The sequence below is a fragment of the Paenibacillus radicis (ex Xue et al. 2023) genome (assembly GCF_024722015.1).
GTDB lineage: Bacteria > Bacillota > Bacilli > Paenibacillales > NBRC-103111 > Paenibacillus_S.
Window position 1 is genome coordinate 246,080 of the sequence record NZ_JANQBD010000004.1, and the last position, 18,310, is coordinate 264,389.

The following is an 18,310-nucleotide window of genomic DNA, read 5'->3' on the forward strand; positions in this document are numbered from 1 at the left end:
TTTTAATAAAAGTATTTATAAGTTTCGGGGCTCACGGCAAAGTATCTGAATCAACTTCGAAGCAAGACCCCACTTTGTGGAGGTATTTTATCATCAGCTCTTATTGTAATCTACATTTGGTGTGTACGTATTAACGGCATTCCATAACAGAAATTCCTCAACACCGTTGTCTTTCAAAGCTCTGATTTGTTCTTCGACTTCGTGCTTGCCGTATTTGACATAGCCCTGCACCCAAGAGGCTGTGAAGTCCTGAATCCATGGGCGTACAACAGGCTTCAGTTCACCTATAGGATCAAGCTTTTTATGAGTATCCTTGGAGGCTCCGTCTATAGTGACATATGGTGCAGCATCCGGTACTTTGGCACCGAACCAGCCTGTGCTGTAATGGCTTGGATAGATCATCGGGCAGATGACATCAACATTTTGAGATATTTTCACAAAATCCTGTCCAATCCCTTCTGCAGCAGGCACAGAAGCGGCATAACCAAAAATATCAACCGAAACTCTTATGCCAAGAGGCGTGAGCTGTTCTCTTGCGTACTTCACAAATTCGGCAACGGCATCGATTCTTGAACGGTCGTCTTTTTCATATTTTAACGTATCGGCGCGCTTCTCGAAGCCTTCGGGGAACCGCACGTAGTCAAACTGAATTTCTTTAAAACCAGCTTTGGCGGCTTCCTTCGCAACGGTGATATTATAATCCCATACCTCTTTCATGTAGGGATTTACAAAGCTGTCCTTGCCATTGTTCCACAAGGTCCCGTCCGGATTGACATAAGATAGTTCAGGACGCTTCTTGGCTAACACGGTGTCCTTGAAGACGACAATACGGGCAATGGGGTAGACTTGATGCTCCCGCAGCGTAGTCATGAATTTGGGCATATCGGAAATGATCTTCTGTGTTGTATCCATAGCTTCAAGTTCCGGGTTGCCAGTCGGATAAGTAATATAGCCCCAATCGTCTTTGATATCAACTACAACAGAGTTTAAATCCGTATCGTCCAGTAGTTTTAATAAGGTGTTCATTCGTGCCCCTCCAGCACTGTGAGCTGTAACATAAACGCCTTTTACTTTAGGGGCGTCTGTTTGAGGGTCCTTCTTATTAACGGGCATTAGCCGATCATTGGGGTTGGCCGCAAGACCAGGTGCTGCTTGTTGGACAATAGCATTTTTGGAATCCAGTGATGCTTGAACAAGCTGCTCGAAGCTCACATCGGGATGATCCGTTCCTACCTGACCCATTACCATTAACAGCGAGGCTAGTAAAAGTTCCATGCGTGTCTATCTCTCCTTGCCAGAATGATATTCTCCATTATAATAGAGAAGTTGATAGGTTGATAGAGAAGTTTGACGCATTTTGTTGGGATTTCGGGAAAAGTGACATTTTATAAACAAAAAAGGACAGGTGTTATGAAAAAGCAAATATGGACGCTGCGCGGCTTAAATCTTTCATACTATGCTACTACAGCAGCTCTTATGCCATTTCTTCCGATTTATTTCGGGCATAAAGGCTATTCATCCTCGCAAATTGGCTTGCTAATGATGTTCGGGCCGTTTGTGGCGATATTTGCCCAGCCGCTATGGGGATATTTGGGAGATCGTTATAACACACTTAAGCTCATTATTTTCTCCCTTTGGGTGATGACAATCGCTTCCAGCGTAGGAATTTTTCATACCGATGGCTATGGCTGGGCGTTTATTTTTATGATGCTGCTCTATTTTTTCATGCTATCTTCCGTACCTCTATTGGACAGTATTACGGTTAAAGCTACGCTGCAGGCAGGGAAGTCTTATGGGTCGGTTCGATTGTGGGGATCGCTTGGTTTTACATTGATAGCATTAATTGCTGGTTCAGTGCTGGATGCACTCGGCGGCATTCAACATATTCCATTATTGTATTGGTCGATCTGGGTGCTGCCGCTTGTTCTTTTGATCTTTTTGAAGGATGAGAAGGGCAGCGGGCAGCGTATTACAGCTTCAGCAGTTCTAAGCATTGTAAAAAATAAGCAGTTTCTTTGGTTTCTGGTATTGGTTTTCATTCTTATAGTTCCGCATCGAATGAACGACGGCTTGCTCGTGCTTCATTTAAAAGACCTGGGAGCAAGTGATTCGATGGCTGGCTGGGCATGGGCGCTTGCAGCAGTAAGTGAGGTTCCTACCTTTGCATTACTCAGCAGATATATGCACCGTTTTCATGAGCTCGCACTATTGGGTGTTGTAGCCATTCTATATACGTTCAGGTGGATCTTGTATGCTGTAATCATGGACCCGACTATACTTACGCTTTTGCAAGTAATGCAATCCGTAACATTTGCTGTATTCTGGATTGTGTCTGTGCAATATGCGGTGCGATTAGTACCTGAAGAGATGCGCTCTACAGGTCTTGCTCTACTGTCCGCTGTATTTTTGGGATTGGCTGGTCTAGCAGGAGGTTTCGTAGGAGGCTTTATAAAAGATTTATGGGGTGGTTCTGCGATGTATATTTTCGGCGCGATAATGACGGCTATAGCCGCAATACTGCTGTTGGGAACGCATGCCTACGGACAAAAACAAAAGAAACCGTTCAGCCTCTAGTGGCTGAGCGGTTTTTCGCAATATAATGCAATATAAACACAGATTACGCATAGACGAAATGTAAGAGCTTCCCATATAGTTTAGAAGTAAGTCTTTGAAACATGAAGAGAATCTTTTGAACGGCTGATTAGTATAAGCTTGAAAAATATATTAAAAAAGGTGATCAAATGGATGAAAAGATTGACCGTTATGCATTGGTAAGCAGACATAATCCTGTATTGAAGCAAGCGGAGCTTTTATCTCCAATGACAGTTGGTAACGGTGAATTCGCTTATACAGTGGATATCACTGGTTTACAGAGCTTTCCGGATCAATATCAAGTTCCTTTGGGCACGCAATCGCAATGGGGCTGGCACAGCTCAGGCGGCCATGATCACTTCAAGCAGGAGCATATCCAGCTTAAGCCTTTTGAAACTTACGGACGAGCAGTGGGATATGCAACGGACGCTTCCGGTCAGGAGGAGGCTTTTCATTGGCTCAGGCAAAATCCCCATCGGATGCAGCTTGGTCAGATTGGGCTGCATATACGTCTGGTGGATGGCAGTGAGGCAAAGCTTGAAGATCTTCATGAGGTGGAGCAAACTCTCTCCTTGTGGGAGGGCATTATTACGAGTCGGTTTGAGGTACAAGGGAATCCGGTAACGGTTACGACTTGCTGTCATCCCGGGTCCGATCAGATTGCTATATCTGTAGAATCAGCTCTACTTTCTGATGAACGCCTTGCTGTGCGCATCAGTTTTCCCTCTCAAGAGGTTGAGTCCAATGAATGGGCTGAAAGCATCGACTTGAATTGGAATAAGGATAAGACTCATCATACTAGCATGGAATCATCCAAAGCCTCAACCGCTAGCTGGAAGCGCAGTATGGATGACGATGGATATACAGTTACAGCAGCATGGTCAGATGGCGATATCCAACAGGAAAGTGATCACAGCTATGTTTTGCTGCCATCGCGTACAGCAAGCAGACTTGAGCTTACTATTGGATTTAGTTCCAATGATGAAGGACTGAATAATTACAGCTTTGAAGATGTAAAATCAGCGAGCCAATCCTATTGGCGTGAATTTTGGAGCGAGGGTGGGGCGGTTGACTTCAGCGGAAGCATGGACCCGCGAGCAGTTGAACTGGAGCGCCGAGTCGTGCTCTCTCAATATCAGACCGCTATTCATTGTTCGGGCTCATTGCCGCCTCAAGAAACAGGTCTCCTGTACAATAGCTGGTACGGTAAGTTCCATCTTGAAATGCATTGGTGGCATGCCGCTCATTTTGCACTGTGGGGGCGTACTGGCATGCTGGAGAAAAGCATGGACTGGTACTGCCGTATTTTACCTGTCGCGCATGAATTAGCAAAATCTCAAGGATATGAGGGCGCGCGCTGGCCCAAAATGGTTGATCCGGGCGGTTTGCAAAGCCCATCTCCAATCGGAACTTTGCTCATTTGGCAGCAGCCGCATCCTATTGCTATGGCTGAATTATGCTACCGCAGTCATCCGAATAGGGAAACGCTTCTCAAATATAAAGATATTGTGCAGGACAGTGCAGCATTCATGGCATCCTTTGCAGTATGGGAGGAGCAGTCTAAGCGTTATGTATTAGGGCCGCCTGTTATTCCTGCACAAGAAAATCATGCTCCTGAGGAAACGTTGAATCCAACGTTTGAGCTTGAGTATTGGAAATACGGATTGGAAATTGCTCAAATGTGGAGGGAGCGTCTCGGCCTTATGCGCGAACCTGAGTGGGATCATATTGGAACGCACATTGCCGCGCTGCCCATTAATGAGGAAGGGGTATACCTTGCGCATGAATGGTGTCCGGATTCCTTCACTAAATTTAACGAGGATCATCCATCTATGCTTGGTGCTCTTGGCATTCTTCCAGGTAAGCTGGTCGACCCTGAGATTATGAGGAATACTTTGAAAAAAGTCATATCCGAATGGAAATGGGAAACAGCTTGGGGTTGGGATTTTCCAATGGCCGCGATGACAGCAGCACGTTTAGGTGAAAGAAATATAGCGGTCGACACGCTGCTGATGGATCAAATAAAAAATGTTTATTTCCCTAACGGACATAATTACCAACGGCCCGGACTAACAGCTTATTTACCAGGTAATGGCGGGTTGTTGACTGCTATTGCGATCATGGCTTGCGGCTGGGAGGGGAGCGGGGAGCAGCATGCTCCTGGTTTTCCGCAAGACGGTACCTGGGTGGTTCGCTGTGAAGGGCTGTCGAAGATTCTCTAAGAAAACAAAAAGGCCGGGCACATCAACTGTGCTCGGCTTTACTAATGCGCTTTCTTATGGAAGCGATTGAAATAACTGAATCTAGTCTTACTTACTCTGGTCTGCTAAGTTGATAGGCCAATCCAATTATTTAGGCAAGTTGGACTGCTGTTCAGTAGTACTGTGCTGCTGTTCCTGAGCAACATGCAGTTCTTTCTTTGCTGGTGCAGCGGGTTCGTCTGGTGTTGAGCTATTGCCGGATGTAGCTTCTTTAAACTCCCGGAACATTTTACCAAAGCCTCGTCCAAGTTCTGGCAATTTATTCGGTCCGAATAACAACAATGCTACAAGAGCGATCAATATAATATGCCATGGAGATAAAGCTCCCATATAATACACCTCCGATTTAAGTTAACATGTCTATCATACCATTATCTAGACAAAATATAACATGCAAATATTACAGAACGATAACATTTTGCCCGTTACATTAAAAATAAAGACGCTGCCCCTTAATGGAGCAAGGCGTCCTTTTGTTGTTCTGAAATGCTGTATTGAATAATTTCCATTGCGTCTTCAGCTTCTAAAGCTTCAAGCCCGTTCCGCAGTACAATCTCAAACTCGAGTTCGGCCCGCTTCAAAAAAGGATATAACTCGGGAGTCAATCTCATCACAATCGCTGACAACTTTACTGTTTCCACAAGCATCACCCTTCCTCGTCATCTGTTAGAGAAGATCAGGCTTGACTTACTTGATAAACAAAGGTAAAGAATGAGGATTCAAATGAAATTACTGCTTCTATTATACCATATCGGTTGAAAATATGTATGGTTTATTTTTCTAAGATTCGGACTAATTCCGCCTGAACTGGCCCATTATTGCAATCGTTTCAACAATATTTACAAAAGCGTCGGGATCAGTTGCCTTGATCATATTTTGCAAACTTACTAGATCATAGCGGGTTGTAACGGTCATCAGCATATGCTGTTCTTTTTTAGTATAAGCGCCTTCCGTTGTCAGTATCGTGACGCCTCTTTGCAGGAGCATTAAACGTTCAAGCAGCGCGTCTTTAGATTGCGTAATAATATAAACGGTTACTTTTAAATGACGTGTATGTATGGTATCGATAATTTTGCCGGTAATGAATATTGAAAGCATGGAGTTAAGGGCCAAATCCCAATCATTTTTGTAATAACCCAAGGCAACAATGACAACACCATTTAATATAAATAATACAGTACCAAGCGGAAAATCACGTCTTTGCGTCAAGATGGATCCAATAATATCGAATCCTCCTGTCGAGCCTCCAGCCCGCATCGCAATACCTGTAGCTATGCCAATAAGTACACCTCCGGTAACTGCGGCAAGCATACTGTCTTGAGCTACAACGTACGTAGGGACCAGCCGTAAAAACCATGATGTCATAATAACCGACACTACACTCAAGATGATGAACTTACGTCCGATTCTTATCAAGCCAAACAAAACGACAGGTAAATTGCTCAGCAAAAACACTATGGAGATGTTCCATCCCGTAAAATAACTAACAATCATAGAAATACCTGATAGACCGCCGCTAAGAAGCTGCTGTGGAACAAGAAAAAGGTTGAAGGCCACTGCAATTAATGCTGAACCGATAATAATTGACAGCAATGGAACAATCCATATTCGGAACAATAAGCTCATCCTCCTGATTGTGATGATAAGCTTAGTATGGATTAGGGCATTTAAATCAAACCGTAGTTCAATAAAAATAAAGCTTCACACCCGGCAAATGCTGAGAGTGAAGCTTTTATATGAACATTTATTTCTTTTTAAAGGATCCCGACCGTGTGCTTGTACTTGGTTTAGAGCTGGAACCTGATTTACTGCTGCTTGGCGATTTGTAGGTTGATGAGGATCCATCATTTTTACGTGTATTCGTACTGCTATTGCTGCCGCTCGAACTTTTTGGCGGTGTTGTGGCAGATGGTGAGTTAGTTGTTGGTGCACTATTGAAGCTGCCTTTACGGTCTGTGGTTGCAGGAGTTGGTTTAGTCGGCGTTGTTGTAGGTGATGTAGCCGTACTGCCGCCCGTTTTTGGCGCTGTTTGGTATTTACCATAATCGTCATATCTCTTGCTTGATGTATAACCTCGATAATCATTGCCGCGGGAATTACTCCATCCTCCCCCGAATACGGATTGAATTAATGATGCGGCTATATAGCCTTGAAGAAAAGAGGAGTCATAGTTCTGCTTGGCATATTCAATCGAGTCTACTTCGACTAGAGAAGTGTTTTCATTATTAGGATCCTTCTGTACATTTACTATCTTATTATCATACACAAGGAACATTTGATCGGCTGACTCTTTACTTGTTTCTTTCGGCTTTTCTTTATCGGAGATTTCCTTTGCTACAGTTGGAACATCTTTTCCTTCAACCGAGTAAATTTTTGCGGTACTCTTGCCTTGGCCCTGTACATCTACCAGCGTATAATTTTCTTTCACATAATTACCGGCATCTCCGCAGCCTACAAGCAAAGTAAATACAAGTAAAATTGAAAGTAATTGCAGTGAACGCTTTTTCATAACGAAATCACCTCCATACGGTTAGTTCCGTATCCGCTGTGTCTTCTAGTGGCTGCCTTTTAAAAACTTGATTTGACCTGCAGGGGTTTTGGTTCCTTCCATAGCGACAAACTTCCCATCTTGCCATTGAAGAAAGAAATAACGCCCTTCTGATCCAATATATCTCCATAAAATAACATCATCATTTGCACGAAAATCGGTGTTTCCTTCAGCTCGCACCAGGTCGGTACGCTGATTTTCCAAGCTGTAGGTAACCTCTCCGTTGAGATCAAGCTCAGTCGGAACATCATTAGGGTCATCGAGTGCACCTTCGATAAAATGACAGACAAAGCATTCATAGGCGCGCCCTTTTTCTACTAGTAAACTGGAGATGGCCGTACCATTCTGTAAATAGTATACAAAACGGTGAGGGGGATATCCTCTATCAAAGTAAATGAGCTTGCCGGAAACGACATATTCTTCGAGATCAACGTTTATAATGTCTCCAACTTGTGTATCCTCTATAGGATTGGATGTTTTTACTATGGGCTGTTCCTTGTTGCTCTTAATGATAGAACCGACTCTTTTCCAGATCGACATAATGGGTTCGCTCCTTTTGCAGCATGTATAGTAAGTATTCGTTTTTATCATTATAACTAATGTATACGATAAAGAGGAAGTGCAGGTTTCAAACTGAAATTTCTGGAATTTGAAATTTGGTTGTGATATAATATTGAAGATATTCTTAAGTACGGCCTTGCGTATGTAATTACGAATGCTTCGGACGCATTTTGCAGATACAATAAAAGGATATAGGAGTCGCACTTAAGGGTATAAATAAATAAGAACCCTATTCTAAAGGAGATTGAAAACATTTGAAAAATTTTAGCGAGTTCGGCTTGGAACCAAAGGTGCTTCGTGCCATTACGGAAATGGGCTTTGAAGAATCAACACCGATTCAAGAAAAGGCAATGCCCATTGCAATGGATAATCGCGATTTGATCGGTCAAGCACAAACAGGTACAGGCAAAACAGCGGCATTCGGAATCCCGTTGGTAAATAAAATTGATGTAAGAGAAGAGAAAATCGTAGCTTTGATTATGTGCCCAACACGTGAGTTGGCCATTCAGGTTGCAGAAGAAATCGAGAAGCTAGGCAGATTTAAAGGTATCCGTTCTTTACCGATCTATGGTGGACAGGACATCGTGAAACAAATTCGTTCTTTGAAGAAAAAACCGCAAATCATTATCGGAACTCCAGGCCGGTTGTTGGACCATATCAATCGCAAAACAATCAAGCTGGATGATGTGCAAACCGTTATTCTGGATGAAGCGGATGAAATGTTGGATATGGGTTTCATGGAAGATATCCAATCTATCCTGAAGCTGGTTCCGGCAGAACGTCAAACTATGCTTTTCTCAGCTACAATGCCTGTTAATATTCAAAGATTAGCTCAACAATTTTTGCGTAACCCAGAGCATGTGTCTGTAATTCCTAAGCAAATGAGTGCTCCATTAATCGAGCAATCCTATATTGAATTGCAAGAAAGACAGAAATTCGATGCGTTATGCCGCTTGATCGACATGGAGTCTCCGGATTTGGCTATCATCTTTGGCCGTACAAAACGCCGGGTTGATGAATTAGCAGAAGGCTTGCAAAAGCGCGGTTATACAGCGGAAGGTTTGCATGGAGATTTGTCCCAAAACCAACGTGACAACGTTATGCGGAAGTTCCGTGACGGAAGCATTGATGTATTGGTAGCAACAGACGTAGCAGCTCGTGGATTGGACGTTTCCGGTGTTACTCACGTTATCAACTTTGACTTGCCGCAAGACCCTGAGAGCTACGTTCACCGTATTGGTCGTACAGGGCGCGCTGGTAAAGAAGGTGCGGCATACACATTCGTAACTCCAAGAGAAATCGATCATTTGAACTTCATTGAGAAGCTGACTCGCCACAAAATCACGAAAAAGCCGATTCCTAGCTTGGCAGAAGCTATCGAAGGGAAACAAAAAGTTACGGCTGAACGTATTCTTGCGTTGCTTGATAAAGAAGATCATAACGAGTACAAAGGCTTGGCAATTCAACTGTTGGAGCAGCATGATTCTGTTCATCTTCTTGCCTCGGCATTGAAATTGCTGACAGGCGATAAAAAAGAAGTAGCTATCGAATTGACACCTGAAGAGCCGCTTCGCGCTAAAAAGAGAAGACAGGATGTACGCAGCTCAGGCCGTAAACCATCCGGTACTTACGGAACAGCAGCAGGCGCTCGTCGTAACGATAAGCCTTATGACCGTTCTGGTTCGAACTCCGGTTCCGGCTCGAGACCTCCTCGCAGAGATGGCGGCGGTGGAAGCAGAGACTATGCTTCACGCGACAATCGCGGCGGTGGACGTAACGAAGGAAGCCGTGATTATGGACGTGATCGTGGATTTAACCGTTCCACTTCGTCTTCCCGTTCTAACGAAGAACTTGTAAAAAATTAACAAGAAAAGGTGAAGCTTAAGTCAAGCTTCACCTTTTCTATTCATCCTTTTATATTAGGGTTCCTTGAAGAATTATTACCAGAAGGATAAAAAGTACAAGGATTATTCCTGTGGAAGTCCAGATCGCAGCATGGGACATTGTGCTAACCTCCTTTGCGGATTTTTCCGGGTGTTACCATATATCCTATGCCCACACGGGCGTATTGCATAGACGGCTACCTAGAACTTGCAAAATAGGCTATAATATATTTTGTAGATTGATTGACTGTGAATTGAACTTTTGATTAATGTTGTGTCAGATTTTTTTAGGGAGGGTTTTGTTTTGGAGTTTAGAGGTATTATGGGTGGTTTTTACCGCATCTCAGAATGGATTATGCGGTTATCTGTTATTAATGTACTATGGATAATTTGCGCACTGCCCTTTTTCTTTATCGGATTGATGCTTCTGCAAACAGATTCGGTTGACCAACTATTATCGACATTAATTCTTCTTGCGATTGTATCACCATTTACACTGTTCCCTTCAACTGCTGCTATGTTTTCCGTTGCTCGTAAATGGCTTACAGGTGAAGAGGATGCTCCTCTATTCAAAACTTTCTTTCGTGGATACAAAGAAAATTTTGTACAAGCCATGCTGGGCGGTTTTATTTATACGCTGATAGCTGTAGTTTTGTACACAAATTTCAAATATTACGGCAGTCAAACCGGATCGCTTGGTGTATTACGCTTCCTGGTGTTGACGCTTACAGTGTTGATTTCTGTATCATTTTTTCATTTTTTCTCCATTTTATCCCATTTACACATGAAGATGTTTCAGATTATTAAAAATGCAGTTTTGATCTCAATCGGTCATCCGGTTCGTTCTATAACCATGATCATTTGCAATGGCTTCATTATATACATAAGCTTTTCGACATTTACTTTCTTGATTCCGTTTTTTATGGGCAGCTTAATTGCGGTGATTACATTTTGGCATTTCAATTTAATCTTTGGCAAGCTTCAATCCAAACAACAGGAAATAGCTGATAAAGAGGCGGAGGAAGCCGAGAAAAAGCAGCTCGAAGCTGGAGAGAACGGATCGACAACCGAAGACAGGCTCCCTTCTTCGTCAACACAAATGCATCAATCATCCGAGGATGGGAACACTAGAAACGAGAAGCCTTAATTAATTAGGAGCTTTTTACAGAAGGTTTACTTTCACATCAGAAAAACTTATAATGGGGTTACAATTAAATCCTGCGGTGTTCGTTACGATTTTAAGTTGTTTTGAACCAATGACTGTTTCTTGGGAGACCTACATCGAATCGCGGCTGACCTGCCCTCGAAAAGGGACTTCAAAAGCGATTCTGCGGACACCCACCTGCGAGAGCGGGTTTGAGACGCTAAATCGGACGGCATTTGCGGGTTTTTTTGTGCCATTTTCTTTTTGCTCATTCATATCTTCAGTTGGGGCTTGCCATTGGGCTATTTATGTGTCGCCATTCATTGGCCGTTTGGATGATATTAATCAAATCGGGATGAACCTGATTAAGTAAATCAGTCAAATGTTCAAAGTACATAACATTAAATCGGAAATTAACTCGGCTAGCGTACGACATTCCGCTCATGTGATTGAAGTGGCGCTGCTGGGTGCAGATATTGCAGAAGTACCTCTTAAGGTTATTCAAGGAATGGTCAAGCACCTCTTACAGATTCAGGAATCGAGCGTTTCCTGGCTGACTGGGAAGGCGCTAAGTTGAGCCGATTCTAGGAATATTATTGAATAAGAGCCTGCTCAGGGATAACCTGGCAGGCTTGTTTTATATAGTAGAAAGGAACCAGAGGTTCACCTTTCTGCTATTGTAAGAGGCCACTCTAGGACACGAATGTATCTTGATTGAAAGGGCTTCGAAAAAAGCTTTCTTATAATATCAGACTTGATAAATTTTCAGCGGAGCTGAACAAGTCTGATATTGCAAGAAAAGCTACCGCTAAGACACGGATGTATCTTCATCGAGAGGGCTTCGAATAGAAACTATTCTTACATGGAAGAATAGTTTAAGTGCTTTACAGTACTGAGGTAAGATACTCTTCCTAATATAAGTTTGCCGAAGCTGCCCTATCTCGCAAGACGAGCTGCCTTTAAGGTTGAAATGTATCCTCAATGAAAGAGTTTCGATCAGCAAGCTTTTCGAAGGAATTTAAGAATGAGCGAGTAATCTGCCTAACTTGCTTAGATAAGAGCTACATTAGAGCTTAAGATCTTTAAAGCACGCCATGATCAAGGGAGGATTTTTATGGGGATGGCGGCGATGAGCCCTTGAGGATTTTGTACGGAACTGAAAGTTCCGCTATTCCGTCTGCTGCCTCCAATCTGGGGCGATAGCGGAAGTGGGAATTCCGTTATGTTGGCCAATTGAAGCATTTAAGCACAAAAACAGAGCAATAACGGAACTAGCTGTTCCTGTATCACTCTGTTTTTTGGAATTTTCAGGTGATAACGGAACAATTACTTCCGCATTTCCCTTCACTTCCGTGGATGATGCAGTACATAGCGTTTGTTAGTTATGTGCAGGTGATTTCTTCGCTAAAAGTATAGTGAAACTAACTGTACATGGACACTGCGAAGGGGGCTAATAATGGCTCGAAGACCGACTAAGTGGAGTAAGGAAGCGGCGCAAAGCACAGAGTAGAACAAAAGAGGGAATCGGTGTGGGGGGGAGGAGCGTAAGCATCCGCCCTGGTCGTCACCTCCGGTAACTGCTCGGGTATGCGACCTACCTTTGAAAGCACGTGTTCCTACCGCTTCAAACCTTCCATTCAAAGGAACACGACTTCAACAGCGGCCGTAATCCCACACCCATTCCTCCAAAGCGCACAAACGTAGATCGTACATCAAGAACGCCATAAGGCATTTTTTTAATAGGAACTAAGAATAAAAGGGAGAAGCTGTTGATTACAACGCTTCTCCCTTTTATTAAGGGGATACAAGATCATTTAATTGGTGAAGCGTTGTCCGTAGAGTAGGGTATAGGGTACGATATACTTCATAGTACCGCTCATACTCACGCTGTTGAAGTGGGTTAGGCTCGACTCTGTCTACAACCTGAATCCATTCATCGCATAAAGCAGCTACATCCTTCTGGAGTACCCCTGAGGCCGCCATTACAGCAGCGCCATAAGCAGGTCCGTCCGTGGAGTTCACAGTAACGACAGGGTATCCGAAAATATCTGCGATCATTTGCCGCCAGAACAAGCTTCGCGCGCCACCTCCATTTACCCTAAGCTCCTTGATCTCGATACCGGAGGCTTTTATTAGCTCCATGGAATCCCGCAGACCAAAGGTAATGCCTTCGAGAACTGCGCGTGTGAGATGTGCCTTTGTATGGCGCAGGTTTAACCCAATAAAACCGCCGCGTGCTTTGGGGTCTGGGTGGGGCGTGCGTTCGCCTGTCAAATAAGGCATGAACAGCAAGCCCTCGCTGCCTAAAGGCGCTGTCTCGGCAAGCGCCGTCAAGTATTCGTACACATCGCGGCCTTCCGCTTCAGCTTGCTGAAGCTCCTCGAACGCAAAGTGGTTCTTCCACCACTGGAACGAGCCTCCGGCGGCCAGCATCACGCCCATGCGGTGCCACTTGCCCGGCACGCCGTGACAGAAGGAGTGCAGCCTGCACTCCGGATCCATTTGGTACGTGTCGTCATGGACGAACACGACACCGGAAGTGCCCATGGCAACAGAGGCGATGCCTTGCTGCACGACACCTACGCCGACCGCGCCGCAGGCTTGGTCGCCACCGCCTGCGACGACGGGGGTGCCCGCCGTCAGGCCAGTCAGCTCCGCTGCAGCGGGCAGCACATGCCCTGCAACATCGTTGCTCTCGAAGAGAGGCGGCAGCCATTCCATCGGTATACCGAGCCGCTCAACCACCTCAGGCGACCATTTGCGCTTCGCCACATCTAAGAGAAGCGTGCCGCTAGCATCCGCCATGTCCATGCCGAAGGCGCCAGTCAGCTTCAGCCTTACATAGTCCTTGGGCAGCATTAAATGTGCGGTACGATCGTAATGCTGAGGCTCTTGATTGCGCAACCAGATCACCTTTGGTGCAGTGAATCCGGTAAGTGCTTTATTCCCCGTCAAGCGGCCCAACTCTTCTTTGCCAATGGTTTGTTCAATCCAATCGCATTCGGCGGCAGTACGTTGGTCACACCAAAGCAGAGCAGGGCGAACCACCTCCAGTTCACGATCAAGGAAAACGGATCCGTGCATCTGACCTGAAAGGCCTATACCTGCGATTTCCTCACCCTGTACAGATGCTTTTGTTAACAAGGCTTGTATGCAAGCGGCAGTTCCTTTCCACCAATCCTCAGGATGCTGTTCTGCCCATCCTGGTTGTGGCTGCAACAGGGGATATTCAACGCTGTGGCTAGACTTGACTCCACCTTGATCATCTACTAGAATGCACTTTACTGCTGAAGTTCCCAAATCAATTCCTAAAAAATAAGCCAATACACTCACCTCAACTATTGATATTCATACTTAGTTTATTGGATAAACAAATTGTATGATATATATATTCGGAGGGAAAATAGAAATTCCTGCTGAATAGTTGCCAGCGTTTTATACATAATTGAAAAATCTTGGGCTCTAAGGCATCTTTAGAAATAGTGATTTTAAATCTGTCATGAATTTGTAACTTATTTTAATGTAAATAACATAATATTGTCTAAAATGTGAAATAACTCTTTATATGAAGGCGAATCAATGGTATGATTTAAAATAGTGTATACGGAAATTATTGTACTGTACTTCTATGAGGAGGGAAAGCTTTGTTAAAGCGCACCTTAATCGGCCTAATTCGTAGCCATGAGACAACAGGAGAAAAAGCGAAGGATCCGGCCCTGAAAACCCGGTATTATAAGCTTTCCAAGGATCAGGTCTGGGATGAAGTGACCAACATGTTCAAGAAGATGAACGGGTATAAACTGCTTCACGAAGTCAAGAATGTCGGTGAAATCGTTGTGGAAAGAAAAACGGTTACCGGACGGACACAAGACATCACTTTAACCTTATTTGGAATCAATCCGTTAAAAACAGCTATTGATGTCTATTCAGCTTCGAGAGGATCTTTGGGCGATCTTGGCTCCAACTACAGAACGATTCTGGAGATTTACAAACAACTGGATAAACGACTTGCATCTCACAAAATGGATCAATAAGAAAAGCTTCTGACTTAGAAGCTATTCAATTAAGATACATTGCTTGAGGATTATGCTCTTATGGCATTTAAAGAAAAGAACAGCGGAGAAGCTAAGTGCTTCTCCGCTGTTCTTTTGAAACAATGTAATATTCTTGATTAAACGAGCTTCTTAACTGCTGCGATTGCATTTTCATAGTTAGGATGCTCAGTCATCTCGCCTAAGTACTCGACATATTGAATAGTATCATTAGCATCGATTACGAAGATGGATCTCATTAATAGTTTGATTTCATTAATCAGTACGCCGTATCCTTGGCCGAAAGAATGATCTTTGTAATCGGATAAAGTGATCACTTTGTCGATGCCTGCTGCACCGCACCAACGGGATTGTGCAAAAGGAAGGTCCACGCTGATAGTCAGTACTACCACGTTGTCGCCAAGCGTTGCCGCTTCTTCATTAAAACGGCGAGTTTGAGCATCGCATACACCTGTATCCAGGGAAGGAACGACACTGATTAGTTTGACTTTACCTGCATAGTCAGCTAATGATGCCTGTTCAATCAAGTTTTTGTTTACTTTGAAGTCAGGTGCTTTGTCGCCAACCTTTAGTTCTGGACCGATCAAAGTAATCGGATTGCCTTTAAGAGTTGCTACACCAGTACGCTCTTGTGCCATAGTAAATGGGCCTCCTTATTTTTCATTGAGAATGATTGGTATTTCACCATCATTTATTATAAGCTTTTTAAAAGGAACTTGTCCAATCGGAAGGAGAAACATTGTGGAATTAAGACAGCTTCAATATTTTGTGAAAGTTGCGAAAAAAGAGCATGTAACTCAAGCAGCTGAGGAGCTGCATGTTGCTCAATCGGCGGTAAGCAGACAAATCCATCAGCTGGAGGAAGAACTCGGCGTAGCTTTGTTTGTGCAAAAGGGACGAAACCTTCAGCTAACCTCTGTGGGAAAGCTGTTTTTAAGTCGAATAGATGAGATTTTACTGGAGCTGGAGAGAGCTGTTACTGAGGTTCGCGAATTTCTAGATCCGGAAGCCGGAGAAATACGCATAGGCTTCCCTCACAGCCTGGGCATTTATTTGCTGCCTACAGTTGTCGCCAGCTTCCGCCGCACGCATCCTAATGTAAAGTTTCGTTTGCGGCAAGGAACCTATAACAGTCTAATTCGCGACTTGGTGAAAGGGGAAATTGATTTGGCATTTATTTCTCCGTTTCCTGAAAAGCATGAACATGTAAGCGGGCATTTGCTGCTTGAAGAGGAGTTGTATGCTATTGTTCCGCAAGGACATATTCTTGCTGATAACGGAACGATTCGACTGGAGCAGTTAAGGGATGATTCCTTTGTTATGTTCAGTGAGGAATATTCATTGCGGAGCATTGTGCTTGAAGCCTGTGAAAAGGCGGGTTTTGTACCGCAGATTGGTTTTGAAGGCGAAGAAACCGATACGATTCGTGGACTGGTCGCCGCAGGAATGGGAGTCAGTTTACTTCCGGAGATGGCCTTGACGGAGATTAGTCAGCTCCAGCCTGCCAAAGTACGGGTTATTGAACCGCAAGTGACCCGGAGTATCGGATTGATTCAAAGAACAGGTGATAAGCTGCCGCTTGTCGCAGAGGGTTTTCAAAGTTTTCTGCTCCATTTTTTCCAAGAAACCGAAGAAACAAAGCCATCGACTTAGTCGATGGCTTTGTTTCTTTTAATATTTAATTAATCGTTGTTACGATTGTTGAAGATCATAATGTATTTGAGAAGCTCTAGAAGCGAGATAAGTGCGGCTGCTACATAAGTCAAAGCTGCTGCATTTAATACTTTGGCAACTCCGCGTTCTTCCTCGTTAGAGATAAAGCCTTCAGCAATCATAAGATCCCTTGCCCGATTACTCGCATTAAATTCTACAGGCAGCGTCACTAGTTGAAAAGCTACAGCGGCGGAGAAGAAAATAATACCAAGACCTAGCAAGAAGTTGAACTGTTGAAAGAATAGACCGGCCAAAATTAATAATGGCGCTACCCCGGAGGTTAGATTAACAACGGGGAACATGGTGTGTCTAAGTGAAAGCATTGGATAATGGACCTTATGCTGAATGGCATGGCCAACTTCGTGACAAGCAACGGAGACGGCGGAGATTGAGTTTTCATAATATACCGGCTCCGATAAGCGAACCACCCTTTGCGTAGGGTCGTAGTGGTCGGTAAGCCTTCCTTGTACCGGTTCTACAGGTACGTCATATAGTCCATTGGCATCCAGCATTCGGCGGGCTGCCTCGTAGCCAGTCATGCCGCTCTGGGTTGGGACCGTGGCCCATTTGTTAAACGTGCCCTTAACTCGGAATTGCGCCCATAAAGAAAGCGCGAATGCAATGATGATCAAGAAATCCATCGGATGAAAAAACATGGCAGCAGACCTCCGTTTGTATTAGGATAAGGGGCTTTTACCCAGTAGTAGCAGCAAGGCCTCGATACATGCAGCGGTATGAGGTGTGAGCACTTTATTTAGTTTCTTTAATTGTGAAGGCTTCAATCGTTCGAGAATAGGGCTAATTTCCAGAACTTCCTTTTGCAATTGCTGCAAATGGAGTTGTAGTGATGTTAGCTTTTCTGTCACGATCTCATCCTTGCTGATTTTAGTCCACAATTGAAGGCTCGCCTTGATTTCCTCTAAGGTATATTTCTCCCTTTTCATATTTTCAATACGTTTTAAGCGGGTTAAGGTTTCATCGCTATATAACCGGTAGTTAGTATTTGAACGTGTTTCTGGCTCGATTAAACCAATCTTAGTGTAATAATCGATTGTTCTGGAGCTGACTTCCGATAAACGAGCGAGTTCGCCGATTTTAAATAGCTTCATATCCCCATCGAGTTCCCTCCTTATAAGAAAAATAATATAGCGCGTAAGTGTAAATACATTAAACGGATTATGTATAGCGGCTCGATTGAGCTTCTATATATGATACCTGATATGAAACCGTACAGTCAAACGTTATGCTTTTACGATCCGATGTATGAGTGCTTCTTCTATATATATATAGCTTGGACGCCGTTTAAGCCAAACCTGACATTGAAAAACTTAACAAAAAATAAACAAAAAGCGTACATTTGGCTATTGTTAGTATTTATCACACGTTTTAATGGGAGAATCACTAGTATATCGTTAGAAAATCCGAATTATGCATAATCCATGTCAGGTTATTTTTCGTTTTTAACGTTTTTTTGATAAAAACCCTATTGTCAAATCTAGAAATGCTGTATATAATGACATTAAGAATTTCAAAACATGTTATATAAACTAACATTA

The 18,310-nt window shown here is 43.7% G+C and carries 17 protein-coding genes, 1 other RNA gene and 1 pseudogene; 8 read left to right on the forward strand and 11 right to left on the reverse strand.

Features of this window, described 5'->3' with window-relative positions; translation table 11 throughout:
- Positions 1-93: 93 nt before the first annotated feature.
- Positions 94-1,275: a putative glycoside hydrolase gene (locus NV381_RS07745; RefSeq protein ID WP_258212689.1), complete on the reverse strand. Its 1,182-nt coding sequence runs from the start codon at positions 1,273-1,275 to the stop codon at positions 94-96.
- Between the two features lie 135 nt (positions 1,276-1,410).
- On the opposite strand from NV381_RS07745, the gene NV381_RS07750 reads away from it, so the two are divergent.
- Together NV381_RS07750 and NV381_RS07755 are read left to right on the forward strand one after the other, a co-directional pair.
- On the forward strand, positions 1,411-2,574 hold the full coding sequence (locus tag NV381_RS07750; protein WP_258212690.1) for an MFS transporter: 1,164 nt from the start codon (positions 1,411-1,413) through the stop codon (positions 2,572-2,574).
- Between the two features lie 167 nt (positions 2,575-2,741).
- Positions 2,742-4,814: a glycoside hydrolase family 65 gene (locus NV381_RS07755; protein ID WP_258212691.1), complete on the forward strand. Its 2,073-nt coding sequence runs from the start codon at positions 2,742-2,744 to the stop codon at positions 4,812-4,814.
- A gap of 126 nt (positions 4,815-4,940) precedes the next feature.
- Here the strand turns inward: NV381_RS07755 and tatA are convergent, their stop codons facing one another.
- The 5 genes from tatA to NV381_RS07780 all read right to left on the reverse strand — a co-directional run bounded on the left by tatA (position 4,941) and on the right by NV381_RS07780 (position 7,941).
- On the reverse strand, positions 4,941-5,183 hold the full coding sequence (gene tatA, locus NV381_RS07760; RefSeq protein WP_258212692.1) for a twin-arginine translocase TatA/TatE family subunit: 243 nt from the start codon (positions 5,181-5,183) through the stop codon (positions 4,941-4,943).
- A 122-nt stretch (positions 5,184-5,305) separates the two neighbouring features.
- Positions 5,306-5,500 carry a hypothetical protein gene (locus NV381_RS07765; protein ID WP_258212693.1) on the reverse strand — a complete coding sequence of 65 codons (195 nt, stop codon included), beginning with the start codon at positions 5,498-5,500 and terminating at the stop codon, positions 5,306-5,308.
- Between the two features lie 145 nt (positions 5,501-5,645).
- On the reverse strand, positions 5,646-6,479 hold the full coding sequence (locus tag NV381_RS07770; protein WP_258212694.1) for a YitT family protein: 834 nt from the start codon (positions 6,477-6,479) through the stop codon (positions 5,646-5,648).
- Between the two features lie 118 nt (positions 6,480-6,597).
- Positions 6,598-7,362 carry a DUF4247 domain-containing protein gene (locus tag NV381_RS07775; protein ID WP_258212695.1) on the reverse strand — a complete coding sequence of 255 codons (765 nt, stop codon included), beginning with the start codon at positions 7,360-7,362 and terminating at the stop codon, positions 6,598-6,600.
- A 45-nt stretch (positions 7,363-7,407) separates the two neighbouring features.
- The gene (locus tag NV381_RS07780) at positions 7,408-7,941 is read right to left on the reverse strand and encodes a DUF4178 domain-containing protein (RefSeq protein ID WP_258212696.1); all 534 of its coding nucleotides are present in this window, start codon (positions 7,939-7,941) and stop codon (positions 7,408-7,410) included.
- Between the two features lie 275 nt (positions 7,942-8,216).
- Here NV381_RS07780 and NV381_RS07785 point away from each other — a divergent pair, with 275 nt between their 5' ends.
- On the forward strand, positions 8,217-9,827 hold the full coding sequence (locus tag NV381_RS07785) for a DEAD/DEAH box helicase (RefSeq protein ID WP_258212697.1): 1,611 nt from the start codon (positions 8,217-8,219) through the stop codon (positions 9,825-9,827).
- Positions 9,828-9,876: 49 nt separating this feature from the next.
- On the opposite strand, the gene NV381_RS07790 is transcribed toward NV381_RS07785, so the two are convergent.
- The gene (locus NV381_RS07790; protein WP_258212698.1) at positions 9,877-9,966 is read right to left on the reverse strand and encodes a YjcZ family sporulation protein; all 90 of its coding nucleotides are present in this window, start codon (positions 9,964-9,966) and stop codon (positions 9,877-9,879) included.
- Positions 9,967-10,149: 183 nt separating this feature from the next.
- On the opposite strand from NV381_RS07790, the gene NV381_RS07795 reads away from it, so the two are divergent.
- The 3 genes and pseudogenes from NV381_RS07795 to NV381_RS07805 form a co-directional block, all read left to right on the forward strand.
- Positions 10,150-10,992: a YesL family protein gene (locus NV381_RS07795; protein WP_258212699.1), complete on the forward strand. Its 843-nt coding sequence runs from the start codon at positions 10,150-10,152 to the stop codon at positions 10,990-10,992.
- A gap of 65 nt (positions 10,993-11,057) precedes the next feature.
- A non-coding RNA gene (gene ssrS / locus NV381_RS07800) (6S RNA) lies at positions 11,058-11,238 on the forward strand.
- A gap of 52 nt (positions 11,239-11,290) precedes the next feature.
- A pseudogene (locus NV381_RS07805) lies at positions 11,291-11,577 on the forward strand (transaldolase family protein); the annotation flags it as partial.
- 1,206 nt (positions 11,578-12,783) lie between these two features.
- Here the strand turns inward: NV381_RS07805 and xylB are convergent.
- A complete protein-coding gene (gene xylB, locus NV381_RS07810) occupies positions 12,784-14,313 on the reverse strand; it encodes a xylulokinase (RefSeq protein WP_258212700.1) in 1,530 nt (509 codons plus the stop codon).
- 320 nt (positions 14,314-14,633) lie between these two features.
- Between xylB and NV381_RS07815 the strand changes: the two genes are divergently transcribed.
- Entirely contained in the window at positions 14,634-15,023 is a 390-nt protein-coding gene (locus NV381_RS07815) for a DUF1499 domain-containing protein (RefSeq protein ID WP_258212701.1), read from the forward strand.
- Between the two features lie 137 nt (positions 15,024-15,160).
- Here NV381_RS07815 and tpx read toward each other — a convergent pair whose 3' ends face one another.
- On the reverse strand, positions 15,161-15,679 hold the full coding sequence (gene tpx / locus NV381_RS07820; protein WP_258212702.1) for a thiol peroxidase: 519 nt from the start codon (positions 15,677-15,679) through the stop codon (positions 15,161-15,163).
- Positions 15,680-15,782: 103 nt separating this feature from the next.
- Here tpx and NV381_RS07825 point away from each other — a divergent pair, with 103 nt between their 5' ends.
- The gene (locus NV381_RS07825; protein WP_258212703.1) at positions 15,783-16,694 is read left to right on the forward strand and encodes a LysR family transcriptional regulator; all 912 of its coding nucleotides are present in this window, start codon (positions 15,783-15,785) and stop codon (positions 16,692-16,694) included.
- 29 nt (positions 16,695-16,723) lie between these two features.
- Here the strand turns inward: NV381_RS07825 and NV381_RS07830 are convergent, their stop codons facing one another.
- Positions 16,724-17,410, reverse strand: a complete 687-nt coding sequence (locus tag NV381_RS07830) for a zinc metallopeptidase (protein WP_258212704.1) — start codon at positions 17,408-17,410, stop codon at positions 16,724-16,726.
- A 21-nt stretch (positions 17,411-17,431) separates the two neighbouring features.
- Entirely contained in the window at positions 17,432-17,863 is a 432-nt protein-coding gene (locus tag NV381_RS07835) for a MerR family transcriptional regulator (RefSeq protein ID WP_258212705.1), read from the reverse strand.
- Between the last annotated feature and the right edge of the window lie 447 nt (positions 17,864-18,310).